This is a genomic window from Mycobacterium sp. (assembly GCF_032162605.1).
Taxonomy (GTDB): Bacteria; Actinomycetota; Actinomycetes; order Mycobacteriales; family Mycobacteriaceae; genus Mycobacterium.
Genome location: NZ_JAVROT010000579.1, coordinates 1 through 25,529 on the forward strand (window position 1 = coordinate 1; position 25,529 = coordinate 25,529).

Consider the following 25,529-nt stretch of genomic DNA (forward strand, 5'->3'; position numbering starts at 1 on the left):
GGTCCGAAGGCCGTCCTGGACGCTGGCGCGGTTGGGACTGGAACGAGCAACGGCCCGGCGCCTGGCACGCCGTCGAGCCTGGGCGACGGCTCGTCGTCGAGGGTGTGGGAGCACTTACCCCGCATAGCCGGTCGCTCGCCGACCTGGCCATCTGGGTCGATGCCGACGACGCGGACCGCAAGCGGCGGGCACTTCTGCGTGACGGCGAAACCTATCTGCCCCACTGGGATCGGTGGGCAGCCCAGGAAGACGACTTCATCGCCCGATACGACCCGCGGCGCAACGCCGACCTGATCGCCCAGCCCGCCGCGGATGGATTCACGCTGGCGGCAGCGGAGAGGACACCATGACCACACGGCTATCACTGGCCCTCGAGTACTTCCATCCCTGGCCGAACTCCGCCGGCTTCTACGTCGCCCGTCACCACGGCTGGTACGCCGACGCCGGTATCGAGCTGCAGATCCGCACCGTCGACCCAGGCATCGGCGACGGACTCGAACACCTCGAACGCGAACTCGTCGACCTCGCGGTATTTCCCACCAGCCGGCTGCTGGTCCGCGTCGACGGTGGTCAGCAGTTGCGGGCGCTGAGGGCGATCAACCAGCGCGGGCTCGAGACGATCCGCACCTTGGAGAGCAGCGGGATCGGCACGCTCGCCGAACTGGCCGGGCGGCGGCTGGCCCTCAATCCCACGGCCCGCGGGTTGGCGATGGTGCGCGACCTGGTGCGCCGCGCGGGAGGCCAACCCGACGACGTCGTCCTGGTGGACGTCGGCGCCCGAGAGCTGACGAGTGATGAGCTCGCGGCCGGGGCGGCAGACGCCACGTTCGGGTCGTACTGGGCGTGGGACGTCTTACTCAGCGAGCATCCGGACCGACCCGAGCGGGTATGGCGCGTCGACGACGAGCTGCCCTTCAGCTACCACAGCTATCTGTTGGGTGCGCGCGCCGACTTCGCCACAGCGGAACCGAATCTGTTGGATGCATTCCACGACGCGACCGGCCGCGGCTTCCGTTACGCAGCAGAGCATCCCGCCGAAACGGTCGAAGTGCTGCGCGGCGTGACACCGTACTTCACCGACGAAGTCATCACGAGATCGCTCGAGGCGATCTCCGGCACGTGGTTCCACGACGGGCACTGGGGAGCCATCCGCCGAGAGCTCGTCGAGCCCTACGCACACTGGCTCGCCGAGCACGGCATCCTCTCCACGCCCGAACGGTGGCACGAGGCGGTTCTGGATGCCTCGGCGGCAGGAGCGGGCACCGCGACATGAGCCGGAATCCACTCGTCTCGGCCGAGGTGCTGGACCGGATGCGCACCGGCGCAACACCACCCGTCATCCTCGATGCCACGCTCCTGCTGCACAAGCCTCGCTTCGACGGCGACTTCCGCGCCGATAGTGGTGCCCCACTCTGGGAGGAGGCGCACATCCCGGGATCGCTGCACGTCGAGGTGGACGCCGAACTCTCGATACCCGACGCCACCCACGACCGGCATCCGCCACCACAGGGACTCGCCGACACGCTCGCCCGACTCGGCATCGGCTCACGGACGCAGGTCGTGGTCTGCGACAGCACAGGTGGACTGTGGGCGGCCCGAGTCTGGTTCCTGCTGCGCTGGATCGGTGTGCCGGTGACGGTGCTGGACGGAGGGCTGTCCGGCTGGCAAGAATCCGGCCTGCCCGTCGAACGTGGACCGCGGGTTGAGACGGCGCCCGTCCCGAGGTGGGTGGCTCAGACCGCACACGATGCCTGGATCGAAATGGACGAGCTTCTCGACATCCATTCGACCGCAGGCAATCTCGTCTGCGGCCTGTCACCCGCCTCGTTCAGCGGATCAGAGCCGACTCGCTACTCGCGCCGCGGACACATCCCGGGCAGCGTCAACGTTCCCGCCCGCGCACTCTTCGGCGACAAGGGCTTCATCCGCTCCGAGGCCGAGGTCGCGGCGCGTTACCGTGACGCGGGAGCAGACCTCGACAGTGAACTGTTGCTCTACTGCGGAGGCGGCATCTCGGCCACGGCGAACGCCCTCGCCCTCTCCTCGATCGGAATTCAGCACGCGCGAGTCTACGACGGGTCTCTCGAAGAGTGGAGCGCAGACCCCGCTCTGCCGCTGACCGTTGGCTAGGAGGATCATAATCCGACTGCGGCATCGCTTCCGCTCAACAGTCGCTCGCGGTCCTGCGGCGTGGTCGCTCCCCAGACGCCGTGCGGCTCACGTGTGTCGACGGCATGTCGACGGCAGGCCTCGAGAACCGGACACGTCAGACAGATCTGCTTCGCGTGCAGTTCCCGCTGGCGGCGAGCTCTGGGCCTCTCCTTGTCCGGCGGGTAGAACGTGTCCGCGGATTCGCCTTTACAGCGCGCCCTCAGTCGCCATTCCGCGGTGTCGAGGGTCCATCGTCCGCACATTTCAGCCATCGCTCCCCTCCACTCTCGGATGTCGCCCACCAGCGGGAGCGGCCGTGGTGGCGACTCTCGTGTCACGCACGAGCAAACCTGTTACCCGAATATCATAGGGCCGCAAGTGCTTCTGCTGAATACTATTAATCTGCCTGATCGCGAGCCGTTGGATCAACCGACGTCGAAGCTCACGTCGGCGGCTGGGTACCCGCCTGCTCCGCCACGATGTATTCCGCATACCAGTGGTGCCAATCGGGGTCTTCTTCGCCGGTGCGCTCCTCGTGCTCGCCGTGCGCGGCCGCTGCCCGGCGAAGAGCATCGGCCACGTCACTCACCGAGCCGAAGGACGTGGTGGCCGGGTCGACGCGCCCGGGAAGTCGGGTGGTGATCTCCTGCAGCCACCACCCGTTCCCGTCCGGGTCGCTAAACGAGGCGAACGAGGCATAGCTGTTGCGCTCGGGATCCGGGCCGCTGACTCTGCCCTCCGAGCCTCCGTGGTGGAACACCCCGCCGCCGTCGTGAAAGACCTCGCTCACATTCACTCCGACAGCCGCCAAGTCCGCACGCGCAATCTCGACGTCGGGCACCACGAGATGCAATCCGTCGACAGGCCCCTGGCCGGTGGTCACTCCCGTGCCGAAGATGATCGAGGTCGGCGAGCCGGTCGGCGTCACCTGTACCACCCGAAAGTCCGGACCGGTGCTGAAGTCGGCGTCCACGCGCCATCCCAGTGACTCGTAGAAGTTTCTCGCCCGGTCCACGTCGGACACCGGTATCACTACGACTTCGAGTTTGAACTGTGTCATCCGAGCCTCCCCGCGCCGACTTTGGCACCGGACTAGAGCATCCCTGTTTTGACGTCCGCCACGTGCAGTTTCGATCGCCGAGACCAAAACCCGGCGGCGAGGCAATTACGATGATTCCCATGACCGAGGACCTCGCAGTCTCTGACGTTCCCTTCACCAACGACCCATGGGTGGCAGCGCGAGAACGCTACGACGCGATGCCCTACCGGCGGGTGGGCTCATCAGGGCTTCTGCTGCCCGCCATCTCACTCGGCCTCTGGTACAACTTCGGCGACAACCGGCCCTTCGACGCGCAACGGGAGGTGCTGCGCCACGCCTTCGACCGTGGCATCACCCACTTCGACTTGGCCAACAACTACGGGCCGCCGTACGGGTCGGCCGAGGAGAACTTCGGCCGGATGCTGCGCCGCGACTTCAAGCCGTATCGCAACGAACTGATCATCTCCACCAAGGCGGGCTGGGACATGTGGCCCGGGCCGTACGGTCAACTCGGCGGGCGCGCCTATCTGCTCGCGAGCCTCGACCAGTCGCTCGACCGTCTCGGACTCGACTACGTCGACGTCTTCTATTCACACCGCATCGACCCGGTGACGCCACTCGAGGAGACGATCGGAGCCCTCGACACCGCAGTGCGTTCGGGCAAGGCACGCTACGTGGGCATCTCGTCCTACTCGGCAGGCAAGACTTCGGAGGCTGCGGCCATCGCGCACCGACTCGGCACCCCGCTGGTGATTCACCAGCCGTCGTACTCACTGCTGAACCGGTGGATCGAGGGCGGGCTCACCACCGAGCTCGCGAACGCAGGCATGGGAGCAATCGCGTTCACCGCGCTGGGCCAGGGTCTTCTCACCGACCGTTACCTACAGAGGGCGGCAGCCGACGTCGACCGCGCAACGGCGCGTCCGACCTTCGACGACGACCTGGTGACCGAGCAGGTACGCGACCGGCTCCGCGGACTCGCCGGGATCGCCGAACGCCGTGGCCAGACGCTGGCGCAGCTCGCGCTGGCGTGGGTGCTTCGCGACCCCACCGTGGCTTCGACGCTCGTCGGTGCGTCGAGCGTCGCTCAGCTCGACGAGAATCTCGGGGCCTTGGAGAACCTGCAGTTCACACCCGAGGAACTCACCGAAATCGATCAGTACGCATCGGATTCCGGCATCGACCTCTGGCGTGAGAGCTCTGACGTGTAGCCATCCCGAGCGACGTTCAGGTGCAACGCGCGGGCGGACTGCTGGTCACCCCAGTGGGTGATGGCGCCGCTCAGCCGTCACACGTCCCACCCCGTCGAGATCTCCCGGGTGATCGCGGTCCCCACCGCCACTCCGTGGTGAACAACAACCACGATCCGCGACCGCTCGTTGGCGGCCCGTTCCCGAACCACTACAGCGGGCTCACCAATGCCGGCTAGGGTCGGCACCGCGCCAAGGTGGTTTCGGACCAACGCGTCAGACGGCAGCGATCGGGTGGCATCGAGGTCGATCGATCCGACTATCTCCGCGGCCACCACCGCTGCCCCGTTGCGGCGGATGTGAACCGGTAGCACGGGCAAACCGCCCGCAGCCGCCCGAGCATCGGCGATGGTCGAATCGACTGGCAATCCGACGTATTCACGCGCTGAATCAAACCGTGGCGCGCGCATCGCGGAGTCGTCGAAACCCCAGCGCGCGAGCCATGCGTCGATGTAGTACTTGGTCAGGTAATTGCGTCCGGAGTCGGGGATGATGACGGCGACACCCGGTCGGCGAACTTCAGTGCGGCCGCAACCGCAACTCCGCCCGAACCGCCGATGAAGATGCCATCCTTGGCGGCCACCCGACGGGCGATCTCGATCGCCTCGTTGTCGTCGACGGTGATGAACTCGTCGATCACCTCGGCGTGATACGACCTTGGCCAGACGTCCTCCTCTGTGTCCGGATGCAAGTAGTGACCGACCGATTCGACGTAGTAGGCGCGCCCATCGCCCCCGGAGTACCGCGACGATGACGGATCAGCTCCGACGACGCGAACCCGTTGGTCGGAAATCGATTTCAGGTATTCGCCCGTGCCCGTGATGGTTCCCCCGGTGCCGACACCGGCGACCAGATGAGTGATAGAACCCTGGGTCTGATGCCACAGTTCGGGACCGGTCGTCTCGAAGTGGGCCCGCGGATTGGCCGGATTGTCGTACTGGTCGGCGAGCCAGCCTCCTGGCGTCTCTTCCGCGATGCGTCGCGCCAGCATGCGGACATGCTCGGGGTGCCCTACCGGCCTTCCGGAGGGGGTGATCCTGGGCGGACGCTCGATGACGGGACCGGCCAAAGCAACACCTATTCCTCGTCATGTGTTCTGCCTTGCCTTCGAATCGTGACCGCCACCGACCGTAGCGGGGAGTATTTGAACCAGCGTGGTTCTAGGCGAACAACCGCGACCGATCGCGACGGGCAGAACAGAGACGGGCTGATCTCAGATGTACATCGCGGGATCGATGTAGAAGGTCGGATCGACGCCTTGCTCTCGTTGTTTCTCCGTTCGCGGACGCACGACTGCGGGGATGCCGGTCGCGATTGATTCTGCTGGCACGTCATGGGTCACCACGGCGTTGGCCCCGATGGCGCTGTCGTCGCCGATGTGCACCGGCCCAAGGACTTTCGCCCCCGCGCCGATGGTGACCCGGTTGCCGATCGTCGGATGACGCCTGACCTGCTTCATGGTCCGTCCACCGAGAGTCACCCCGTGGTAGACCATGACGTCGTCGCCGATCTCGGCGGTCTCCCCGATCACCACCCCCATGCCGTGGTCGATGAAGAACCGCCGCCCGATGGTCGCGCCCGGATGGATCTCGATGCCGGTGAGGAACCGGGTGAACTGCATCAGTATGCGGGCCGGACCGCGCAGTGTCGGCTTCGCCCACATGCGGTGGGCCAGCCGATGCGACCAGATTGCGTGAAGGCCGGAATAGACGAGGGCATTCTCGACGTCTCCCCGAGCCGCCGGGTCGTGCACCCGCGCGTTCGACATGTCCTCGCGCAGTGTGGACAGCAAAGTCATGGAGCCATCACTGCCTGATGTGATCGAACAGTGCAGTCGAGATGTACCGTTCACCGAAGTCGGGGACGACGACGACGATGAGCTTGCCGGCGTTCTCCGGGCGCTTCGCCAGTTCTAGCGCGGCCCAGACGTTCGCGCCGGCGGAGATCCCGCCGAGGATGCCTTCGTCGGTTCCCAACGCCCGCGCGACCGCGATGGCGTCGTCGAACCCGACGTCGATGATCTCGTCGTAGATGGCCCGGTCGAGGACCTCGGGAATGAAGTTGGCGCCGATGCCTTGGATCTTGTGTGGTCCGGGATTGCCGCCGTTCAGGATCGGGGAATCCACCGGTTCGACGCCGATGATCTTCACCGTCGGCTTGCGGGCCTTGAGGTTCCGCCCGACACCGGTGAGCGTGCCACCGGTCCCGATGCCGGCGACGAAGATGTCGACTCTGCCGTCGGTATCGTCCCAGACTTCTTCGCCAGTCGTGCTCTCGTGGATCGCCGGGTTGGCAGGGTTGGCGAACTGGTCGGCCGCAACCGCGTTTTCAGTCTCGGCGATGATCTGCTTCGACTTCGCCACCGCGCCTGCCATACCCTCGGCGCCCGGGGTCAGGACGATCTCGGCGCCAAAGGCACGCAGCATCACCCGACGCTCGGTGGACATCGTGTCCGGCATCGTCAGTATCACCTTGTAGCCGCGGGCCGCGCCGATCATCGCCAGGGCGATCCCCGTGTTGCCGCTGGTGGCCTCGACGATGGTTCCTCCAGGCTGCAGTTCTCCGGACCGCTCGGCGGCGTCGATGATCGCCACCCCGATGCGGTCCTTGACGCTGTTGGCGGGGTTGTAGAACTCGAGCTTGGCCGCAACCTGCGCACCGAGTCCCTCGGTCAGCCGGTTCAGCCGGACGAGCGGAGTACGCCCGACCAGCTCGCTGACGTTCTCGTAGATCCTGCCCATGGCTGACCTTCCTCGTGGACCGGTTGGTACCGGCACCTTGCTGCGATTTCACCTGATCCCATTGCAACACGTCCGCGTGACTATCGCGGCACCTGGTCGATGTCGGCCAAGGCCGGCCGGTTCATGCCCAGGGCACGCTCGGCAGCCTCGTGGCGGCGACGCCACACGCCTGCGTGAGGCACGACAAGACTCGTCAGGGGCGGATGAGTTGCGAAAAGCCATCTTTGGTTCACTTGTGGCATGAGCGTGGTAGTCGTCGGAAATCCCAAACCGAACTCGCGGACGCGGGCGGCCGCGGAGCTTGTCGCCACAAAGCTGAGCGGCACTCCCCCAGAACACGTGATCGACGTCGTCGACCTCGGAACCGGCCTGCTCGGGTGGGGCGATCCGAAGGTGGCCGAGGCCAAGGAGATCGTGAAGTCTGCCGACTTCCTGGTGGTCGCATCGCCGACGTTCAAGGCCACCTACACCGGGCTGCTGAAACTGTTCCTCGACCAGTTCGGGGCGGGCGAGCTTGGGCAGATTCCGACGTTCGCACTCATGCTCGGCGGCTCCCCTGCGCACTCGCTCGCTCCGGAACTGACACTGCGTCCGGTCCTCGTCGAGATCGGCGCGAGCTGCCCGTCGCCAAGCCTGTACCTGCTCGATTCCGATTACGAGGCGTCACCGGACCTCGACAGGTGGCTGGAGATCGCCCGCCGGTACGTTCCCGGGAATTCAGCGTGACGACCTCGTTGCCGTGAGTTCTCCACCGCGTCACATAGCCGCAGTCGACGGCTCCGCTCGCGCGACGAACACCCGTTGCCGGTCCTGCGCCGACATCGCGCCCCACACACCGTAGGCCTCACGCGCGGACAGCGCGTGGTTGCGGCAGTCATCGACCACCGGGCACGCGCGGCAGATCCGTTTTGCGTGCGCCTCCCGTGCCCGTAGACCCGCTCGACCACCGTCCTCGGGGTAGAAGACGTCGGGCGTCGGTAGCCGGCAACTCCCCAACCGCTGCCAGCTCTCCTCCCCGAGCAGCGGTCGTGGCGACCGCTGCCCGGGCCCGAGAACGAGTTCGAGCGCCGCCTCCTCGGCTGCCATCGTTAGCTGCCGTTCACCGCGATGTTGGTGATGTCAGGACCGTTGCCGAGTGACTGCCAGGTCCAGTTGGTCACCCGCTTCGACGTCGGAATGGACTTCACCCGCTCGATCAGCGGGAACCACGCCAGGTCCTTCGTCGCGATCACGTTGGCGTCCTTCCAGTACTGCGTTGAGTCCTCAGCCGAGAGCGCCTGGTTGACAGCGCCATTGAGTGCGGGGTTGGCGTAGGTGACACCGTTCCACGTACCTCCGGGAGCGAAGTCCGAGTCCAGCCATCCGCCCAGCGTCATCCGTGCGCTGTTGCCCTGCCAGTCCGGCGTCCAGTTGGTGATAGCCAGGTCCCACTGGTCGAGCTTGGACTTGTCACCCAGAAACGCGCTGAATGTGCTCCAGCTATCACCTGGGATCGGAGTCAAGCGGACCGTGATGCCGGAGCGGGCTGCGGCGTTCTGCACGGAGGTGGCGATCTTCTCGAATTCCGGAGTGTTGCGGTAGGCGACGTTCAAGGTCAGGTTCTGCTGACCGGATTCTGCGAGTAGCGCCTTGGCCTTGTCCGGGTCGCCCTTGTCATCCGTAGTCGGGTAAGGGTTCTCGCCGGTGTAACCGACGATCGTGGAGGTGAGGATCTCGTTGCTCGGGATCGCCGAGTCGGGGCCACCGAGCCCACGGACGACGTCACTGCGGTTCAGCGAGTAGTTGAACGCCTGCCGGACACGCAGGTCCTTGAAGGCCTTCTGCGCCGGAGTCTTCGGGTCCGCCGGGTTGTTCCAACTGACGAAGACCGCCGACCCGCTTGCAGACTTGTAGAGGTGATCGGGGTCGGACCGCTTGTACTGAGCGATGACGTTCGCCGGGTAGGCCCTCACGTACAGACCGATGTCAGCGCTTCCGGTCTCGATCTGCTGGGACGCCGCATCGGGAGATGCGACGGTGGTGTCGAACACGATCTCGTCGGCGTAGGCGTTGCGCGGATCGCCACCGGCGTCGTAGTTCTTGACCTTTGCCAGCGTCAACTGCTTGCCCTGGTCATAGGACGCGACGGAGTAGGGACCGCTCGAGACGTAGTTCTTGCGGAACTCCAGGCTGTCGGCGAAGTACTTGGACACGACCTCCTCGGGCAGCGGGCTGACGAAGTTCAGCGTGAGGATGTCGAGGATGTCACTGGCGGGCTGCGTAAGGGTGAGTTGGAAGGTCTTGTCGTCCAACGCCTTCACGCCGCTGATGTCGTGGGTGTCGATGAACTTCTTTGCCGCGTCCAGGTCGCCGGTGGGCACCTTCGCGAACTCGGCCGAGTACTCCTTGAATCCGGCGAACAGGGCGTTGTAATAGGTGATTGCGCTGACCTGCCCGTTGGGGTCGGGGAAACGCTTGATCGCATAGACGAAGTCCTGCGCAGTGATGGGCCGGGTGCTGGCTCCGGAGAACGCGATGTTGTCGCGCAGGTGGAACGTGTAGGTCTTGCGGTCGGGGCTGACGTCCCAGCTCTTGGCCAGGTCGGGAACCACCTTGGTGTCCTGACCGATGGCGTTGCGATCACCTGCGTAGGTGACCAGCTGACGGGTGGTCGCCCGGATGACCTGCCACGACTCGGCCGAGTACGCGATCAGCGGGTCGAGCGCGTCGATGTCGCCCACCGATGCGATGTGCAATGTGCCGCCGTGCAACGCCGCGGGGTCGGTGGAAGCCGAGCCGCCTCCATTACTGCCGCACGCTGCCAGTGTCGCCGACACCGCAAGCGTGGTAACCAGGGTGACGATCCGCCGCCCAGTCCTGTACTTCATCGTTCTCCTTCGTTGCTGAATCCGTGTGTTCATTTGGCACTGCGGGCGTGGGTGACGACGTCGACGACGAAGGTGGTGACGACGAAGATCACCGCACCGAGCAGGGTGCAGCCGATCACCACCGGTGCGTCACCGGCTTTGGCTGCGCTCACCGCGAGGCGGCCGACCCCGTCGAGGCCGAAGATCTGCTCGGTGATGATGGCACCGCCGAGGATGGTCGCGAACTCGATGCCGCCGAGGGTCAGGATCGGGTTCAACGCCGCCGACAGCGCGTGGTCGAAGTAGACGCGCTGCGGCGCAACGCCCTTCGCCCTCGCGGTGCGAATGAAGTCTCGGCCCGCGACCTCCAGCACCGAGGCACGCACCACCCGCTGGAAAACGCCCACCTCGGCGAGCACCAGCGTCAGCCACGGCAACAGGAGATGCTGGGCCCACTGCGCGGGCGACTGCGTGAGCGCCACGTATCCGCCGCCGGGAAAGGCCCTCACCCCGGCGAGCGAGAGCTGGAAGTAGAAGACGTAGAGCAGCGCAACGCCGGTCACGAACGTGGGCACCGCCAGTGCGCCGTAAGCCAACACGCTGGTGACCGTGTCGAACGGACCTCCCGGCTTGCGGGCGGCGTAGACCCCCAGCACGATCGACAGCGCGATCCACAGGATCAATGCCCCCACCGCGAGGCTCACCGTGACCGGAATCTTCTCGGCGATCAGTTCGGTGACGGGTCGCTGGGACCGGTAGGAGTAGCCCAGGCTCGGCGGCCAGTTCAGCAGACCTGTCGGAGTGCCCTTGATCTCCGGCCCCCGAATCGCGTAGTGCCACAGCTGGACGTACCACGGGTCGTTGAGGTGCAGGCTGGAGGCGATCGTCGAAACCGTCTCCTCCGAGGCATTTTCGGGCGCGAGCATGCGGGCGGGATTCTGGTAGGCGACCCGCGTCAGCCCGAACGTGATCAACACGACGACGGCCACGGTGAGGACCATGCGGAAGGTCCGCCAGAGCACGAAACGAGTCACCAGTGCCGCCTCAGGACGCCGTGGTATCGAAACGGCTGCGCAACCGAGTCGCCAGCAGGTTGAAGCCGACGACGGTGACGAAAAGGGCGAACGCGGGCGCGACCAGCATCCAGGGCTGTGTCTGGTAAAGCGCAGTGTCCTGCGCGTTGGCGATCATGGTGCCCCAGCTCGGCGTGGGCGGCCGAATGCCGACACCAAGGTAGGACAGCGAAGCCTCGGCAATGATGTTGGTGGGCAATTGGACTGCCCAGTAGATGACGATCGTGGGCACGATGGTCGGCAGGACTTCGCGCAGCAGCACCCGCGCATGCGAGGCGCCCGAGCCCACCGCGGCCAGCACGAAGGGCTTGGCCTTGACCTCGATGACCAGATTGCGTACCAGACGGGCGAAGTAGGTCCAGGAGAACAGGGCGACCACGCCGATCACGACCACTGCCGGGTTGACCAGGGTGGTGCCCGCGGTACCCCGGTTGAGCGTCACCACGCTGAGCGCCGTGACCAGGAACGGAAACGCCAGAGCGACATTGGTCACCTCTGCCAGCAGGGCGTCGACGCGACCGCCGAAGTAGCCGCCGACCAGACCGACGACGACCCCCACGACCATGGCGATGGTGGTCGCCGGGATGCCGATGGCCAGCGAGACCCTCGCGCCATAGAGCGTTCGGACAAGCACGTCCCGGCCGCTGCCGTCGGCACCGAGAAGGAAGCCGTTGCCGCCGGTGATGGGTAGCCCTGCGGCATCGAGGGTTTCGTCGGGAAGCTGTTCATTGGGCCCGTGGCCGAGCAGCGCTGCGAATACCGGCGCCAGCAGCGCGGCCGCGATGACGACGCCGATGATGACGGCGCCCGCCAACAGACCGGGATCGGCGAGCGCGGCACGCCACCGCCTTCTAACCGGGACCTCCTGCGAGGGAGTGGAAGCAGGGACCTGCAGAAGCAACTGGCTCATGACGCCCGCGCACCGTCCAGTCGTGGAACGGCGTCCAGCAGCCGGCGCGTATAGGCCGAGCGCGGACTACCGAAGACCTCGACCGTCGTACCGGTCTCCTCGACGCCATTGGGTCCGAGCACGATCACCCGCGCAGCGATGGACGACACCACGCCGAGATCGTGGGTGATGAACAGGAAGGCGGTGCCCTTGTCGCGGATCAAATCGGCCACCAGGGAGAGGATTTCGGCCTGAGTGGTGACGTCGAGCGACGAAAGCGGCTCATCGGCCACGATGAGGGCAGGCTCGAGGACCAACGCCCTCGCGATCGCGACACGCTGCCGCTGTCCCCCCGACAGCTCGGCGGGGTAGCGCCGCAGCAGGTCCTGGTCGACGCGGGCGTCGGCGGCGGCCTGCGCGATACGCGGCGGGATCTGGGACCGGTCGACGCCCTGGGCGAGCAGTGGCGCAGCCAGCGACGCCTCGACGGTGCGGCGCGGGTGCAGGCTGGAGTACGGGTCCTGGAAGATCATCTGCACCGTACGTCGGACACCCGCAGGCAGCGCAGGGATGCCGTCACGCAGCCCGGTCGGGTACGTGTCGTCGTTCAGGGTGATCTCACCGGAGTCGGCGTACTGAAGACCCGCGACGATACGGCCGACCGTCGACTTGCCCGAACCGGATTCGCCGACCAGTCCCACGACTTCGCCTGCCTCGATGGTGAAGTCCAGCCCGTCGATGACGTTGCGCCGGGGGCCGCGGGCCCTGGTGCGGTAGGACTTCCGCAGTTCGCGCACCCGCAACAGCGCAGGACCCGACGTGCCGACCGTCGCCGGCAGTGCCGGGGCAATGTGATCGACACTGTGCAGCCGCGACGCGGCGAGCAGTTCGCGGGTGTAGTCCTGTGTCGCAGCGGCGTAGATGTTCTGCCGCGAACCGGATTCGACGACCCTTCCGTCCTTGACCACGACGACGTCGTCGGCGATCTCCGCGACGACGCCGAGGTCGTGGCTGACGAACACGATGGCGGTGCCGTGGTCGTGTTGCAGCTTGCGTAGCAGCGAGATGATGCCGGCCTGGACGCTGACGTCAAGCGCCGTCGTGGGTTCGTCGGCGATGATCAGCGCCGGGTTGAGTGCGATCGCGATGGCGATCATCACCCGTTGTCGCATGCCGCCGGAGAACTCTGCTGGGTGGCTCCGGTAGGCGTGCGCCGGATCGGCGATGCCGACCTCGTCGAGGAGGTTCTCGACCCGTTTGCGTGTCTCTCGCCTCGTCGCGGCGCGGTGAACGCGAAAGACTTCCTCGATCTGCCTGCCGACCGTCTTGAACGGGTGCAGATTGCTCTGTGGGTCCTGGAACACGAACCCGATGTCCTTGCCGAGGATGCGTCGCAGCGCCTTCGGGGTCAGGGACAGCAGGTCCTGACCCGCGAAGCGCACACTGCCGCTTACCTCGGCATTGACGCCGAGCAGGCGGGTGGCCGCCAACAGCGAGGCGCTCTTGCCGGAGCCGGATTCACCCACGATCGCCAAGGTCTGGCCGCGGTCGACGGAGAAGTCGAACGCGCGCACCGCTGGAACGATCTGCCGTCCGCGGGCGCGGCTTCCGGTGTGGATGGTGACGGCGAGATCGGAGACCTCAAACAGTGCCATCGCGATAACTCGAGGCTGTCGCCACCGGTGGCCGGAACATGGACTGATCCTCTGCGGCGCGCAACGGCTCGGCAACGGTTCTGCTCAGGCGGAAGCTAAGTAGCTCCGGATGCGAAGCGCTAGAAGTAGATTCCGGCGTGCGGCGCCGGCCACCAGCCGAAGAGCGCATCTGCTTCGGCGAGGGCACCGGCGTCACGGACCTCGACGAGCCCCGCCAGCGCCAGGGCGCTCCAGGTGACAGCTCCCAAGAGTACGGCGCCCAGGGCCGCCACGCCGATCGTCAACTCGGCGGGCGACTCGGTGTTTCGGACTCCGCCTGCTGAGATCTCGAACGTCGCAGAATTGTGCGCCAGGAGCGGATCTTCGACGAAGACGGCGACCGAGCCGTCACCGGCGAATCGCCGTGCGTCGAGGGCCGCTGCCACGTCGATCACCCGCAACCAGGTCTCGTCACGGGCGCCGGTGACCCGCGCCGCCCGTCGGTCTGTCAGAAGCCATGGCAACGGATCGTCAGGAGCCAGCGATGTGAAGACCAGTCTGTCGACGAGGTCGAGGTCTATCAGGAACCGCAGCAGCCCGACGTAGGCGTCGGGGGTCGGGGCGTAGAAGTCATCGACCACCACGGTGCGCTCGGAACTGGTGAACCACCTGTCGGTCCCCACCGGGTGGTAGCGCACGAACCCCGTCTCGGATCCGGGTTCACCGTGCAGCCCGACGTAGCGGGCGCCCGGATCGCCCTCGGCGCGCAACCGTTGGTTCTCCCACCACACGGCAGGCCGGTCGATGCTGCCAGGGCGCTGCGATCGCGTCCGGTCGTGAATGCGCGGCAACGCATCCCAGGACTCGGGAGGGTCGACGAGCCGCACCGGTCCGCCACGCGGCACCCCGGTCCGCAAGGCCGCGCCCGAGGTCAGGACTTCGACGGTCTGCGACGTGCTGGCCACGCCGTAGCCGAACCGCTCGTAGATCGTCGCCTCGGATGCCCGCAGGCTGGCGACGACCTCGTGGCGGGCGTGGAGGTCCCGCAACTGGTGCGTCATCAGCTCGGTGGCGATGCCGCGGCGGGTGTGCGACGGCAAGACCCCGACGTGGGTGACCGCAGCATGGGTCACGCGTCGCCCGCCCGGCAGGGTCAGGGTGCTCGCGGCCGACTCGCTGGTGGCCACCAATTCGTCGTCGACGAACGCACCCAGCGTGCGGCCCGGTTCGACGAGCTTGCCGACGCGGCCGGGCTCCAGGCCGGCCAACGGTGGGAAGCCCACCATCGCCGCGCGGAACACGTTGGACGCTGCGACGAGATCTGCTTCGTCGCTCAGGACGCGGATGTCGGCGGTCATGGGTTGGCTTCCCCATCGGGTGAGGCCTGCCTCATGCGGCGGTAGCGGGCAGCGGGATGGTCGTCGGTGACGTGATCCCGTCCCTTCAACCGTCGTCGCAGCGTGGCCACACCCGACGGCCTGGGCCGCACCCGGCCCCGTCGGTCCAGTTCGGGGACGACGAGCTCGGTGAAGTCGCGGTAGCTGTCCGGGTTCACCACGCCGATGAGGTTGATGCCCTGCGTACCGGTGGCGACGAGCCATGCCTCGAGCTCGTCGGCCACCACGCCAGGAATCCCGACGAACGTGCGCGAGCGCCCCAGTCCGGTCGCGGGTGCCAGCGCGTCGCGCAGCGTCCACGCCTTGTCCGCCGCGGCGAACATCGACAGCAGCGAGCGATTCGAGTCGGTGTCGTGATGGCCGATGACACTGTCGAGATCGGCGGTCGAGAAATCGACGCCGGTACTGGCCGAGTAGTGCGCCAGCGCACCCTCCACGCTGAAGTACGACTGATAGTCGGCCAGCTTCGCCGCCGCTCCCCGCTCGGTGTCATCGACGACCACGGCGACGGCGCTGACGAAGTCCAGCGAGTCGGGATCACGTCCTTGCTCGGCTGCCGACGCTCTGATTGCCGCGACGTTGCGACGAATGCCGTCGGCGTCGGCCCCCGCGACGAACACCACTTCGGCGTGTCCGGCGGCGAACCGCTGCCCGCGGGGCGAGCCACCCGCCTGCAGCAGCAGCGGCGTGCGTTGCGGACTCGGCTCGGACAGGTGCGCGTCGGGGACGTTGAAGTACCGGCCGCGGTGACCGATGGCGTGCACCCTGTTTGGATCCGTGTAGACCCCGGTGACCGGGTCGCGCACCACGGCGTCGTCCTCCCACGACGCCTCCCACAGCTTGAAGACCACGTCGAGGAACTCGTCGGCACGCTCGTAACGCTCGTCATGCGGAATCTGACGCTCCAGACCGAGGTTGCGCGCCGCGCTCTCGAGCTGTGACGTCACCACGTTCCACGCGACGCGACCTTCGGTGAGGTGGTCGAGGGTGCTGAACTTGCGGGCCAGCAGATAGGGATGTTCGTAGGTGGTCGAGACCGTGACTCCGAATCCCAGGTCCGTAGTGGCTGCTGCCAGAGCGGACACCAACAGCAGCGGATCGTCGACCGGTGACTGGGTCCCGGTCCGCAGTGATGCGTCCGCGGTGCCGCCATAGGTGTCGAGCAGCCCAAGCGCATCGGCGAGGAAGAAGGTGTCGAACCGCCCGCGGTCCAGGATCGTGGCCAATTCCAGCCAGTAGGCGAGGGTCGTGTAGCGGTGCGTCTGGTCTCGAGGATGGCGCCACAGACCGTAGTTGACGTGTGACACCGAGTTCATCGAGAACCCGTTGAGGATGATCGGTTTCGCTGGCGCCACGACCACGCCTCAGTTGCCCTGTCCGCCGCGGCCGCGGGCGGCGAGGTCGGGCACCGGGTCCTTTTCGTTGATCAGCCAGTCGCCGAGGATGCGGGCCTTGTACACCCGGGGGTTGTGTGATGCCAGGGTGCGCGCATTGCGCCAATGACGGTCCAGCGCAAGCGCTTCGGATACGCCCGACGCGCCGAGCGCGTCGAAGACCGTGGTGGTGGCTGCCAAGGCGGCCGCGATGATGACCAGTTGAGCCTGGGTCACCGCGACTTCGGCGTCGATCAGCCGCCGGCGGGCGTGTTCGTCGTCGCCGTCGATGCGACCGGTGACGATGGCGTCGAGGGTTCGGCTGCTCTGGTTGAGGGCGGCCGACGCAGCGAAGGCATCGGCCGATACCTGACCGATCACCTGCAACAGCTGGGCGTCCTGGGCGGGCGACTCGGCCAGGCCCTGCGGGTAGTTGCGACCGCGGGCCTTCAGTGCGGAGCTGCCGTCCCGTAAAGCGGCCCGGGTAATTCCGGTCAGCACTGCGAGCATCGCTATCTGATAGAAGTGCGCCTGATAGCCGAATCGGTCGGCGGCGGGAAACACGTCGCCCGCCTCGGCGCGCACACCGTCGTAGCGGGCGGAGCCGCTGGCGGTGGCACGCTGGCCGAACCCCTTCCAATCGTCGATCAGCGTCACGCCTGGGTCATCGGCGCGCACCAGCGCAGTCCACAGCGCCCCGTCCTCTCCCCGGCCGAGAACGTCGAGCCAGTCGGCGTAAAGACTGCCCGTGGCATAGTATTTCGCGCCGTTCACGACCCAGTGGTCGTCCTCGACGGTGACCGTAGAGGCCAGGTTGGCCAGGGTCAGGTTGTTGGCCTCGGTCCAACCTCCCCCGACGAACGCCCCGGAAACGAAACGCTTGATCCAGGTGTCGTTGTCGTCCGATAACGGTGCGTTGAGCCGGTCCTCGACGAACGCCAGATGGTTGCGCCAGATGTGGGAGACGTTGGCGTCGGCCTCGGCCAGCTCGGCGAGCAGCGCGAAGGTCTGCTCGAGCGAAGCGCCGAGACCGCCGCGCGCTTCGGGAATGCGCAGTGTCCCGAAGCCGGCGTCGTTGAGCGAGCGAACCTGCTCGTGCGGCAGGGTACGGTCGCGCTCGCGTTGCACGTTTCCCTCGGCGATCGCGGCGAACACCGGCTGAAACTTGGCCCGCAGTTCGTCGGTCCTCGCCGTCGGCTCGGTCAAATAGGTTGTGTTGGAGCTCATCCCGTCCCCTCATTGGAGTCGATGCGGTAGGCGGCCTCGTGTTCGACCGCGACGTAGCCCAGCCTTTGGTACAGCAGGTGCGCCTTGCTGCGGTTGTCGACGTCGGTGCCCAGTGATGCCACCGAAAGGCCACGCCGACGTGCTGCGAGCCAGATCTTGGTGAGCAGCATCTCGGCGATGCCCCGCCGCCGGTGGTCGCGGTGTACCCCGATGTAGTCGGTGTGCGCGCTGATCTCCTGCGAGTCGCCTGTCCCCGCCGTGTAGGTCGAACCCAGCACGTAGCCCACCACCTGATCCGCGTCGTCGATTGCGGCCAGGCTGAAGTCAGGTGTGAAGGCGCGACTGTGCAGGTGGTGCTCCCACTCCTGCGGCGTCTTGGACATGTTGCCGAAGTGCTCGTCGAATGTGTCGTACTGAAGTCTGCGGACCTGCTCGGAGAGCCCTCGCTCCAGCACCGCGGGCCAACTGAGCACCCGTAGTCCCTCGATCGCAGCGGCGTCGAGAGCGTCGACGTCCTCTGCGGCGAGTGGCTTTCGGGTGCGGATGAACTGGCCTTCGCGACGAGCGCCGCGACGCTGCAGTGCTTCGATCACCCGGTGCTGATCGGAGCCGATGAAGACGCGCAGGTACGCACCCACTAGCGCGGCGCTCTCGCGATGGAAACGGTCGACCGTGACGTCGACGATGTCGTCGAGCACCCAGTTCGGCGTGGCGGGGTCGAAGACGAAGTCGGCGAGGATCTCCGGCTCGATCCCGCAGGCTGAAGCCGGCCGCGAAGGCGAAACCGGGACCTAGGCCGTTCCCTGTATAGGTGCCCAGCGAGCCCGAGGACACCGTGCGCTTGGCCTGGAAGCTGATGGTCGTCGCGATCAGCACCACGATCACCAGCCCGACCACGGCAGCCCAGGCCGCCCCGGAGCCTGCGGCGACGAACAGGGAGAACGGCACGGTCGCCAACGCGACGCTGGGCGCTGCTGCAGCCAGTCCCTGGGCGAACACGCCCCACGGCCCGAGCGCTTCGTGTTCCAGGCCGGTCGATTCGGCGGTCGTCAGCGTGCGGCCGTCGACCTCGACGATCTCGCCATCTCCTGGTTTCGACGTGGTGGACACGACGCCTGCCTTTCCGGCCGCTCCAAGGGGCCGTGCCGCCCGACCCGTGTGCCCGTAATCGACAGGCGCACAGGTTGTTAACCTGAGTGTGATCCACCGATCAAGATGCCTTGACAACGCCGCTCTTGGCAGTCATCGAATCGACGAGATTCTTTCTTGACGGCCAATGGACCGGAAAGCAGTCCCGGGGTGGTCGGGCGGCAGGAGTGCCGAGCCGTCGGTAAAGAGCCTCTGCCGCAGAGTGGTCGGGGCGTCGCCCTCACGCACGCGTCCACGTCGGCGCAGTTCGGGGACGAGGTGTTCGGCGACGTCGACGAAGCTTCCGGCGTCACGTGGTAGGCGATGTTGAAGCCGTCCACTCCCGTGCTGTCGGCGTAACTCTCCAGGTCGTCGGCGACCGTGCGGCCCGACCCGACGAACAGTCGTCCACCGAATCCGCCCAGCCCACCGACATAGTCGCGCAGGGTGATCCGCTGACGGCCGTGCACCTTCGAGGGGTCGGTGAAGACACCGCTGAGCGGATCGCGCACCACCGCACCCGGTCCCCAGGAGCCCTCCCACAGCTTGTAGGTGACTTCGAGGAATTCCTGGGCGATGGCGTAGCGCTCGTCGTGCGCGATCTGGCGGTCGCGACCCAGGATGTTGCGCGCGGCACTGTCCAGCAGCGAGGTGACGACGTTCCAACCGATGCGTCCGCCGGTCAAGTGGTCCAGCGTGCTGAACTTGCGCGCCAGCAGATACGGCGCCTCGTACGTGGTCGAGACCTGACGCCGAATCCGAGGCTCGTGGTGGCGGCCGCCATCGCCGAGACGGCGAGCAGCGGGTCGGTGACGGGCGTCTGTACGGCGCGGGACAGTGCCGCCGTGGCATCCCCGCCGTAGACGTCGAGTCGACCGACCGCGTCGGCGATGAACAGCATGTCGAACCCGCCGGCCTCCAGAGTCTTTGCGAGTTCGACCCAGTAGCCGATGCCGGTGTTGTCGGCGGTGCGGTCATCGGGGTGCCGCCACAGTCCGTAGTTGCCGTGCGACACCGTCGACATGGTGAATGCCGACAGCACACCAACGGCGTTGGGGTCACGCCGACCGTCCGAACCGTTGCGGCACCACCAATCCCAGATGGTCCCGCAATGTGGTGCCGCCGTACTCGTGGCGGAACAGTCCGCGCTTGCGCAGCAGCGGCACCACCTGTTCGACGAAGTCCTCGAGCTGCCCTGGCAGCCCTGAGTCCTGCAGCACGAACCCGTCGCAGGCACGTGTCTGGAACCAGTCCTCGATCTGGTCGGCGAGCTGTTCGGGGGTGCCGACGACGCTGGCCCCCCAGCCATTGACCGTGCGGTAGAGGAACTCCCGCACCGTCGGGTTGCCGTCGGCCGCCAGTGCGCGGTAGCCGGCCAACGCAGTCTGGTGGGTCTGTGTGCTGGAGGGGAACGCCGACGCAGGCACGGGCCCGTCCAGGTCGGCGCCGGTGACGTCGACGTCCACCTCGAGCAGCCAGCCCGCCTGGTATTCCGAGCTAAAGTACTCGTAGGCGCTGCGTTCGATCCGACCGACCTCGCCCTCGGTCGAACCGACGATGAAACGCAGCGACGGAGTGATCAGAGGTGCAGTGCTGCGCCCCTGCCCACGAGCCTCGTCACCGATCTGACGGTAGAACTCCTGCGCCCGTGCGCGAGTGCCCTGCCCGGTGAAGATCACTTCGGCGTGCCGGGCGGCGAACTCCCGACCGGTGGGTAAGGACCCGGCCTGGAACAGCACCGGACGGCCCTGAGGTGAACGTGCCGAGCCGATCGGACCCCGGACGTCGAAATGCCGACCGTGATGATCGGCAACGTGAATCTTGCTGACGTCGTTGAAGATTCCCGAGGCTCGATCCTCGACGATGGTGTCCTCACCCCAGCCGTCCCACAGCGCCCGCACCACCTCGAGCGCCTCTTCGGCGATCCCGTAACGCTCGTCGTGGGCGACCACCCCGTGGGCGCTGAAGTTGTCGGCCGCCGCCTCGGCGAAGCTGGTGACCAGGTTCCAGCCCGCGCGACCCCCGCTGAGATGGTCCAGCGACGACAGCTGCCTGGCCAGGTGATACGGGTGCGCGAGGGTGGCCGAGCCGGTGACCACCAGGCCGATCCGCTCGGTGACCGAGGACAGTGCCGCGGTCGTGGTCAACGGCTCGAAGTCCTCGGTGGTCTTGTAGGCCCACGTCGCAGGTAGGCCGTAGTTGAGCCCATCGGCGAAGAACAACGCGTCGAAGGCCCCGGATTCGGCCACCCGGGCGCGTTCGATCAGCCTGCGCCGGACTCCGGAGGGGGTGTTGTCCAGTTTCGGGTGCCGCCACGGACCGGCCGAGCGCTTGTTCCCGAAGGCCAGCAGATGGAGTTGTCTGGGCACGATTGCAGAACCTACTCCGGCCGGTCACGGAAACGACCAATTAAACTTGACCAGAACCCAATTGGGTACCTGGGGTCCCTCATCGAGGGAATGCGGAACCATCCCATTGCCGTCGCCGGCTGATCGGCCGCCGACGGCATACTCAGCCCGGGTATTCGGGACCGACGGCGCTGCGCGCGCCCAGCGTGCGGCCGCGGCCCCAGCCCAGTTCGCGCCGATAGCCGCCGAGCAGTCCGGTCGCGTCCAGGCGCGCTGCGTCGCGGAAGTCCGATCCCGCGGGCACCGGGGTGGTCAACGGCGAGACGAACAGCGCGTCGGTCGGGCAGTACGCCTCGCACTGAAAGCAGGTCTGGCAACTGTCGTGGCGGGCGATGACGGGCACCCCGTCCGCGCCGCGGTCGAACACTCGGGTCGGGCAGACCTCGATGCAACGGTCGCAACCGATGCAGCGCTCGCTCGCCACGATCTCGATCATGCGGCCCGTCCGCCCTCAGCAGCGGCGCCGATTCTCTCGGGTCGGGTCCACAGCTCGTCGAGGCCGCCGGTCAGCAACCGGTGGCGCTGGCCGGGATCCTGTGCGACGTGGTCGGTGCGCTTGTGCATACCGCGCGTCTCGGTGCGTTGCAGGGCAGCGTGATACATCCATCGGGCATGGGCCACCATCGCGGCCGCCTCCCTCGCACGGAAGAGATCCTCGCCGGTGGCGCCCAACCCGTCGCGAACCGCCGACCAGGTGTCGTGCAGCGACTGCAGCGCCGGGCGTAGATGGTCGCCGTGGCGCAGGAAGTTGTGCTCGTGCGGCAGCACGTGCCGTTGGACGGCTTTGGTCACCGCCCGGTAGTCGAGCCCGACCGGTCCGTCGGGGCGCAGGCCTGCGCCGCCGATCGGACGCAGCGTGGCGGGCCGAGAGCCCCGTCGGATCGCGAACGCCGCTGCGCCACGCCCCGCCCAACTGCCCGAGGACGCCGCCCACGCTGCGTTGTGACTGCCGCCGCCGGTGAATCCGCCGCAGATCAACTCGCGTGTCGCCGTGTCGCCTGCGGCATACAGGCCGGGCACGTCGGTGGAGCAGTCGAAGTCCGCGACCCGGACACCGCCCGTGCCACGGACGGTTCCCTCGGCTATCAGGGTGATCTCGAAGAAGTCGGTGAAGGGATCGATCCCCAGGCGGTCGAAGACGAGGAAGAAGTTGGGTTGGCCCTTGCGCATGGCGCGCTGCTGGTCCTCGGTGGCGCGATCGATCCGCGCGAACACCGGCTCCTCGCGGAGGGTCTTGGCGATGACGGTGCGACCCCGGGCGCTGCCCGCCCCTTCGATGGGCGTCCGGTCGCTCCGGTAGAACGTCGCCCAGGAGTAATACGCGGTCTTGGTCAGCGAGGTCCCCTTGGGCGCGATGGCGAACGAGTTCGAGAACTCCATACCCGACAGGGCCGCCCCGGCTTCGACGGCCATGAGTGCGCCGTCGCCGGTGTTGACGTCACACCCCAGCGTCTTGGACTGAAAGGCGCAGCCGCCCGCGGCGAGCACCACCGCCCCGGCCTCGATGCGGACGACGTGACCCGAGTTGCGGTCGAGCGCCAGCGCCCCGGAGACGACGCCGTCCTCGTCGACGAGCAGCTCGAGGGCAGGGGTGTGGTCCAGGATGCGCACCCCGAGCCGCTGCACCCGGGTGCGCTGACGGCGCATGTACTCCGGCCCCTGCAGGTCGTCCCTGATGGGGTGACCGTGCGCATCGACCGGAAAGGGGTAGCGCTGAACGTCGGCGAGTTCATCCATCCGCGCATGGGTTTCGTCGAGCACGTGGGTCATCCACTCGCGTTCGGCGAGATGACCCCCGAGAGACTCCCGGCTGGCCATCGCCGCCTCACGAAGCTCGGGCACGTCATGGACGTACCAGACACCGGTTCCGACCGACGCGGTCGCACCACTGGAACCGGTGTGGCCCTTGTCAGCCAGGACGACGTCGGCGCCGGCCTGCACCGCCTTGATGGCGGCCCACGTGCCCGCCGGTCCGCCCCCGATCACCAGCACATCCGTTGAAAGCGTCTCCTCGACAACCATTTTCGTCATGACACTCCTTTACTAGGCTTTGAGGCGACCGGTGCCGAGGATGACCGCTGACCAGACCGACAGGGCCGCGGCCACCGCCCACACCACGATCAGCGCAGACGGCACGCCCTCAGGCATCGCGATGGAACTGGTTTGCGGGGACGGAGAGACCGTAGTGTTCGCGAAGAGTGGTGCCTTCGTAGTCCTCGCGGAAGAGCCCCTTGCCGCGCAGGATCGGCAGCACGTGTTCGATGAAGGCCTCCAGCTCCGACGGCAGTCCCGGCGCCATGACGTTGAAGCCGTCGGCTGCACCACCTTCGAACCAGGTGATGATCGTGTCGGCGGCCTGATCGGGTGTGCCGACGAAGGTGAAGTGGCCCCGACCGCCGCCCAGCCGCGAGAGGATCTCCCGAACGGTCAGGTTCTCGCGGACCGCCAGCTCGATGATCAGATCCGACCTGCTCTGCGATCCTTGAAGTTTCGGGCGCGCGAGGATGAAGTCGGGAAGTGGCGCGTCGAGTTCGAACACCGACGGGTCCACCTCGAAGTTCCAGCCCAGCTGCGACAGACCGTATTCGGGGATGCGGAGCTCGTCGTACTGCCGTGCCAGCTCGGTCGCCTCCTCCTCGGTCGACCCGATGAACGGCACGATGCCCGGCAACACCAGTAGCGCGTCGGGGTCACGGCCGGCCGCTCTCGTCCGCGCCTTGATGTCGCGGTAGAAGTCCGCCGCGCGTTCGTAGGTCTGGTGGGCGGTGAAGATGGCTTCCGCGTGGCGGGCGGCGAAGTTCTTGCCGTCATCCGATGATCCGGCTTGCACCAACAGGGGATGGCCCTGGGGTGGGCGCTCGACGTTGAGTGCGCCCGCCACCCTGAAGTGGCTGCCTGCGTGGCCGATCGCGTGCAGGCGGGTCGGATCGGCGTAACGACCGGATGCCTTGTCGGCGATTACGGCTTCGCTCTCCCAGCTGTCCCACAACGCCTTGGCGATGGTCAGGAATTCGTCGGCGCGTTCGTAGCGCGCGACGTGGTCGGGGCGGTCGTCCAGCCCGAAGTTGGCGGCCTCGTCGGCACCTGCCGAAGTGACGATGTTCCAGCCGGCGCGGCCGTCGCTGACGTGATCGACCGAGGCGAGTCGACGCGCCAGATTGTAGGGCTCGTTGTAGGTCGACGACACGGTGGCGACCAGCCCGATGCGGCTGGTGTGCTGCGACAGCGCGGTCAGCAGGGTGAACGGTTCGAGCTGGCCGGGTGGCCTAAACGCGCCGCTGCCGGTGAGCGCTGGACCGTCGGCCAGGAACAGCGAGTCAAACTTGGCATCCTCGGCGAGCCGCGCGAGCCTGATCCAGTGTTCGAGGTCGAAGTCGGCCCGCGGGTTGCTCTCCGGAAGACGCCAGGCCGCCTCGTGGTGGCCGGCCTCCATCAGGAAGGCGTTGAAATGCAGTTCACGCCGGGTGGCGCCCATTGGTGGTCTCCATCGGTTGGAATCGGTCTGCGTCAGGACGACGTCGTGCTGTCGAACCCGTCGGGCAGGAGGTTGTCGCTGATGGTCGTGAGATCGACCCGCTTCTTGATCTCGCCTGCATCGAAGAAGGCGTCGCCGAGGGCCTGCTCGGCCTTGACGTCCTCGGGCAGGAACTGCGTGACCTTGAACGGGAAGGAGTCAACGGATTCCCTGGCGTCCTTCAGCGGTACACCCGTCTCCTTCGCGACCGCCTTGGCGTACTCGTCGGGATTCTGCTGGGCCCAGTTGAAGATCCGAGCGACGCGAGTCAGCACGTCGGCCAACGCGGCCCGCCGGACGGGGTCCTTGAGCGACTCGTCGGCCGCGACGTAGTAGTTGTTGGACTGGTCGATCGGCGGGACGCCCTTGGCGATGATGCGGGCACCTTGGCCCACCGCGATCGACGATTGCGGGTTCCAGATGGACCAGGCGTCCACCTTGCCGGTGTTGAATGCCGTGGCGCCGGCTGCCGGACTGAGGTAGACGAGTTGAACGTCCTTCGGTGTGAGGCCCACGCTCTTCAGGGCGAGTAGGGCAAGTCCATGAGCGGAGCCGCCCTGTGGAACGGCGATCCTCTTGCCCTTCAGATCGGCCAGGGTCTGAATCGGTGAATCCTTGGGCACGATGACGTTTTCGGCTGCCTTCGTGGGGTCGGCGCCGCGCTGCGTCGCGACGATCTTGAAGCCGTACTCCTGCGCTGCGCCGGTGATCGGCGGTACCGTGCCGACGCTTCCGAGGTCGATGTCACCCGACGCGGCAGCCTGTACCAACGGCGGCCCGTAGTCGAATCGGGCGAACTTGACCTTGTACGGCGCATCGTCGAACGCGCCGGTCACCTTGGCCAGCTCCTCGCCACCGT

The 25,529-nt window shown here is 66.9% G+C and carries 25 protein-coding genes and 2 pseudogenes; 5 read left to right on the forward strand and 22 right to left on the reverse strand.

Annotation, left to right across the window (positions count from 1 at the left end):
* The 3 genes from QOI01_RS32205 to QOI01_RS32215 form a co-directional block, all read left to right on the forward strand.
* The coding region (locus QOI01_RS32205; RefSeq protein WP_526387646.1) for a uridine kinase family protein at window positions 1–350 on the forward strand (350 nt) is incomplete at its 5' end.
* Window positions 347–1,273: an ABC transporter substrate-binding protein gene (locus QOI01_RS32210; protein ID WP_526387648.1), complete on the forward strand. Its 927-nt coding sequence runs from the start codon at window positions 347–349 to the stop codon at window positions 1,271–1,273. The genes QOI01_RS32205 and QOI01_RS32210, both read left to right, overlap by 4 nt.
* A complete protein-coding gene (locus QOI01_RS32215) occupies window positions 1,270–2,130 on the forward strand; it encodes a sulfurtransferase (RefSeq protein WP_526387650.1) in 861 nt (286 codons plus the stop codon). The genes QOI01_RS32210 and QOI01_RS32215 overlap by 4 nt, the downstream gene beginning before the upstream one ends.
* A 5-nt stretch (window positions 2,131–2,135) precedes the next feature.
* Here QOI01_RS32215 and QOI01_RS32220 read toward each other — a convergent pair whose 3' ends face one another.
* Window positions 2,136–2,423, reverse strand: a complete 288-nt coding sequence (locus QOI01_RS32220) for a WhiB family transcriptional regulator (RefSeq protein WP_526387652.1) — start codon at window positions 2,421–2,423, stop codon at window positions 2,136–2,138.
* Between the two features lie 170 nt (window positions 2,424–2,593).
* Window positions 2,594–3,211, reverse strand: a complete 618-nt coding sequence (locus QOI01_RS32225; protein ID WP_526387654.1) for a VOC family protein — start codon at window positions 3,209–3,211, stop codon at window positions 2,594–2,596.
* 119 nt (window positions 3,212–3,330) lie between these two features.
* Here QOI01_RS32225 and mgrA point away from each other — a divergent pair, with 119 nt between their 5' ends.
* Window positions 3,331–4,401: an L-glyceraldehyde 3-phosphate reductase gene (gene mgrA / locus QOI01_RS32230; protein ID WP_526387656.1), complete on the forward strand. Its 1,071-nt coding sequence runs from the start codon at window positions 3,331–3,333 to the stop codon at window positions 4,399–4,401.
* Window positions 4,402–4,478: 77 nt separating this feature from the next.
* On the opposite strand, the gene QOI01_RS32235 is transcribed toward mgrA, so the two are convergent.
* The 4 genes from QOI01_RS32235 to cysK form a co-directional block, all read right to left on the reverse strand.
* On the reverse strand, window positions 4,479–4,808 hold the full coding sequence (locus QOI01_RS32235; protein ID WP_526387658.1) for a hypothetical protein: 330 nt from the start codon (window positions 4,806–4,808) through the stop codon (window positions 4,479–4,481).
* A 95-nt stretch (window positions 4,809–4,903) separates the two neighbouring features.
* Complete coding sequence (locus QOI01_RS32240; protein WP_526387660.1) at window positions 4,904–5,509, reverse strand: pyridoxal-phosphate dependent enzyme; 606 nt, start codon at window positions 5,507–5,509, stop codon at window positions 4,904–4,906.
* Between the two features lie 144 nt (window positions 5,510–5,653).
* A complete protein-coding gene (gene epsC, locus QOI01_RS32245; protein WP_526387662.1) occupies window positions 5,654–6,238 on the reverse strand; it encodes a serine O-acetyltransferase EpsC in 585 nt (194 codons plus the stop codon).
* Window positions 6,239–6,245: 7 nt separating this feature from the next.
* On the reverse strand, window positions 6,246–7,181 hold the full coding sequence (cysK, locus tag QOI01_RS32250) for a cysteine synthase A (protein ID WP_526387664.1): 936 nt from the start codon (window positions 7,179–7,181) through the stop codon (window positions 6,246–6,248).
* A gap of 240 nt (window positions 7,182–7,421) precedes the next feature.
* Here cysK and QOI01_RS32255 point away from each other — a divergent pair, with 240 nt between their 5' ends.
* On the forward strand, window positions 7,422–7,907 hold the full coding sequence (locus tag QOI01_RS32255) for an NADPH-dependent FMN reductase (RefSeq protein WP_526387666.1): 486 nt from the start codon (window positions 7,422–7,424) through the stop codon (window positions 7,905–7,907).
* Window positions 7,908–7,937: 30 nt separating this feature from the next.
* Here QOI01_RS32255 and QOI01_RS32260 read toward each other — a convergent pair whose 3' ends face one another.
* From QOI01_RS32260 to QOI01_RS32335, 16 genes and pseudogenes are all read right to left on the reverse strand, one after another.
* The gene (locus QOI01_RS32260; RefSeq protein WP_526387667.1) at window positions 7,938–8,267 is read right to left on the reverse strand and encodes a WhiB family transcriptional regulator; all 330 of its coding nucleotides are present in this window, start codon (window positions 8,265–8,267) and stop codon (window positions 7,938–7,940) included.
* A 2-nt stretch (window positions 8,268–8,269) separates the two neighbouring features.
* On the reverse strand, window positions 8,270–10,048 hold the full coding sequence (locus tag QOI01_RS32265; RefSeq protein WP_526387669.1) for an ABC transporter substrate-binding protein: 1,779 nt from the start codon (window positions 10,046–10,048) through the stop codon (window positions 8,270–8,272).
* Between the two features lie 29 nt (window positions 10,049–10,077).
* Window positions 10,078–11,061 carry an ABC transporter permease gene (locus QOI01_RS32270; protein ID WP_526387670.1) on the reverse strand — a complete coding sequence of 328 codons (984 nt, stop codon included), beginning with the start codon at window positions 11,059–11,061 and terminating at the stop codon, window positions 10,078–10,080.
* Between the two features lie 10 nt (window positions 11,062–11,071).
* Window positions 11,072–12,010 carry an ABC transporter permease gene (locus QOI01_RS32275; protein ID WP_526387672.1) on the reverse strand — a complete coding sequence of 313 codons (939 nt, stop codon included), beginning with the start codon at window positions 12,008–12,010 and terminating at the stop codon, window positions 11,072–11,074.
* The gene (locus QOI01_RS32280) at window positions 12,007–13,644 is read right to left on the reverse strand and encodes a dipeptide ABC transporter ATP-binding protein (RefSeq protein WP_526387674.1); all 1,638 of its coding nucleotides are present in this window, start codon (window positions 13,642–13,644) and stop codon (window positions 12,007–12,009) included. The genes QOI01_RS32275 and QOI01_RS32280 overlap by 4 nt, the downstream gene beginning before the upstream one ends.
* 119 nt (window positions 13,645–13,763) lie before the next feature.
* Window positions 13,764–14,981, reverse strand: a complete 1,218-nt coding sequence (locus QOI01_RS32285) for a GNAT family N-acetyltransferase (protein ID WP_526387676.1) — start codon at window positions 14,979–14,981, stop codon at window positions 13,764–13,766.
* The gene (locus QOI01_RS32290; protein ID WP_526387678.1) at window positions 14,978–16,375 is read right to left on the reverse strand and encodes an NtaA/DmoA family FMN-dependent monooxygenase; all 1,398 of its coding nucleotides are present in this window, start codon (window positions 16,373–16,375) and stop codon (window positions 14,978–14,980) included. The genes QOI01_RS32285 and QOI01_RS32290 overlap by 4 nt, the downstream gene beginning before the upstream one ends.
* Window positions 16,376–16,384: 9 nt before the next feature.
* A complete protein-coding gene (locus tag QOI01_RS32295) occupies window positions 16,385–17,620 on the reverse strand; it encodes an acyl-CoA dehydrogenase family protein (protein ID WP_526387680.1) in 1,236 nt (411 codons plus the stop codon).
* Complete coding sequence (locus QOI01_RS32300; protein WP_526387682.1) at window positions 17,617–18,318, reverse strand: GNAT family N-acetyltransferase; 702 nt, start codon at window positions 18,316–18,318, stop codon at window positions 17,617–17,619. The genes QOI01_RS32295 and QOI01_RS32300 overlap by 4 nt, the downstream gene beginning before the upstream one ends.
* A 58-nt stretch (window positions 18,319–18,376) precedes the next feature.
* Window positions 18,377–18,697, reverse strand: a pseudogene (locus QOI01_RS32305) (APC family permease); the annotation flags it as partial.
* 515 nt (window positions 18,698–19,212) lie between these two features.
* Window positions 19,213–19,772 (reverse strand): annotated as a pseudogene (locus QOI01_RS32310) (LLM class flavin-dependent oxidoreductase); the annotation flags it as partial.
* A 34-nt stretch (window positions 19,773–19,806) separates the two neighbouring features.
* Window positions 19,807–21,117 carry an NtaA/DmoA family FMN-dependent monooxygenase gene (locus tag QOI01_RS32315; RefSeq protein ID WP_526387684.1) on the reverse strand — a complete coding sequence of 437 codons (1,311 nt, stop codon included), beginning with the start codon at window positions 21,115–21,117 and terminating at the stop codon, window positions 19,807–19,809.
* Between the two features lie 142 nt (window positions 21,118–21,259).
* Window positions 21,260–21,592 (reverse strand): 4Fe-4S binding protein, encoded by a 333-nt coding sequence (locus QOI01_RS32320; RefSeq protein ID WP_526387686.1) that lies wholly within the window; start codon window positions 21,590–21,592, stop codon window positions 21,260–21,262.
* Window positions 21,589–23,178: an FAD-dependent oxidoreductase gene (locus QOI01_RS32325; protein WP_526387692.1), complete on the reverse strand. Its 1,590-nt coding sequence runs from the start codon at window positions 23,176–23,178 to the stop codon at window positions 21,589–21,591. Before QOI01_RS32325 ends, QOI01_RS32320 begins: the two co-directional genes overlap by 4 nt.
* Before the next feature lie 118 nt (window positions 23,179–23,296).
* Window positions 23,297–24,631, reverse strand: coding sequence for an LLM class flavin-dependent oxidoreductase (locus QOI01_RS32330; RefSeq protein WP_526387688.1), 1,335 nt, complete (start codon window positions 24,629–24,631; stop codon window positions 23,297–23,299).
* Between the two features lie 32 nt (window positions 24,632–24,663).
* The coding region (locus QOI01_RS32335) for an aliphatic sulfonate ABC transporter substrate-binding protein (RefSeq protein ID WP_526387690.1) at window positions 24,664–25,529 on the reverse strand (866 nt) is incomplete at its 5' end.

Coding starts and splice junctions, on each gene's coding strand:
- QOI01_RS32210 (WP_526387648.1), top strand. CDS start 347: ATGACCACACGGCTATCACTGGCCCTCGAGTACTTCCATCCCTGGCCG.
- QOI01_RS32215 (WP_526387650.1), top strand. CDS start 1,270: ATGAGCCGGAATCCACTCGTCTCGGCCGAGGTGCTGGACCGGATGCGC.
- QOI01_RS32220 (WP_526387652.1), bottom strand. CDS start 2,423: ATGGCTGAAATGTGCGGACGATGGACCCTCGACACCGCGGAATGGCGA.
- QOI01_RS32225 (WP_526387654.1), bottom strand. CDS start 3,211: ATGACACAGTTCAAACTCGAAGTCGTAGTGATACCGGTGTCCGACGTG.
- mgrA (WP_526387656.1), top strand. CDS start 3,331: ATGACCGAGGACCTCGCAGTCTCTGACGTTCCCTTCACCAACGACCCA.
- epsC (WP_526387662.1), bottom strand. CDS start 6,238: ATGACTTTGCTGTCCACACTGCGCGAGGACATGTCGAACGCGCGGGTG.
- cysK (WP_526387664.1), bottom strand. CDS start 7,181: ATGGGCAGGATCTACGAGAACGTCAGCGAGCTGGTCGGGCGTACTCCG.
- QOI01_RS32255 (WP_526387666.1), top strand. CDS start 7,422: ATGAGCGTGGTAGTCGTCGGAAATCCCAAACCGAACTCGCGGACGCGG.
- QOI01_RS32260 (WP_526387667.1), bottom strand. CDS start 8,267: ATGGCAGCCGAGGAGGCGGCGCTCGAACTCGTTCTCGGGCCCGGGCAG.
- QOI01_RS32265 (WP_526387669.1), bottom strand. CDS start 10,048: ATGAAGTACAGGACTGGGCGGCGGATCGTCACCCTGGTTACCACGCTT.
- QOI01_RS32275 (WP_526387672.1), bottom strand. CDS start 12,010: ATGAGCCAGTTGCTTCTGCAGGTCCCTGCTTCCACTCCCTCGCAGGAG.
- QOI01_RS32280 (WP_526387674.1), bottom strand. CDS start 13,644: ATGGCACTGTTTGAGGTCTCCGATCTCGCCGTCACCATCCACACCGGA.
- QOI01_RS32285 (WP_526387676.1), bottom strand. CDS start 14,981: ATGACCGCCGACATCCGCGTCCTGAGCGACGAAGCAGATCTCGTCGCA.
- QOI01_RS32295 (WP_526387680.1), bottom strand. CDS start 17,620: ATGAGCTCCAACACAACCTATTTGACCGAGCCGACGGCGAGGACCGAC.
- QOI01_RS32320 (WP_526387686.1), bottom strand. CDS start 21,592: ATGATCGAGATCGTGGCGAGCGAGCGCTGCATCGGTTGCGACCGTTGC.
- QOI01_RS32325 (WP_526387692.1), bottom strand. CDS start 23,178: ATGGTTGTCGAGGAGACGCTTTCAACGGATGTGCTGGTGATCGGGGGC.
- QOI01_RS32330 (WP_526387688.1), bottom strand. CDS start 24,631: ATGGGCGCCACCCGGCGTGAACTGCATTTCAACGCCTTCCTGATGGAG.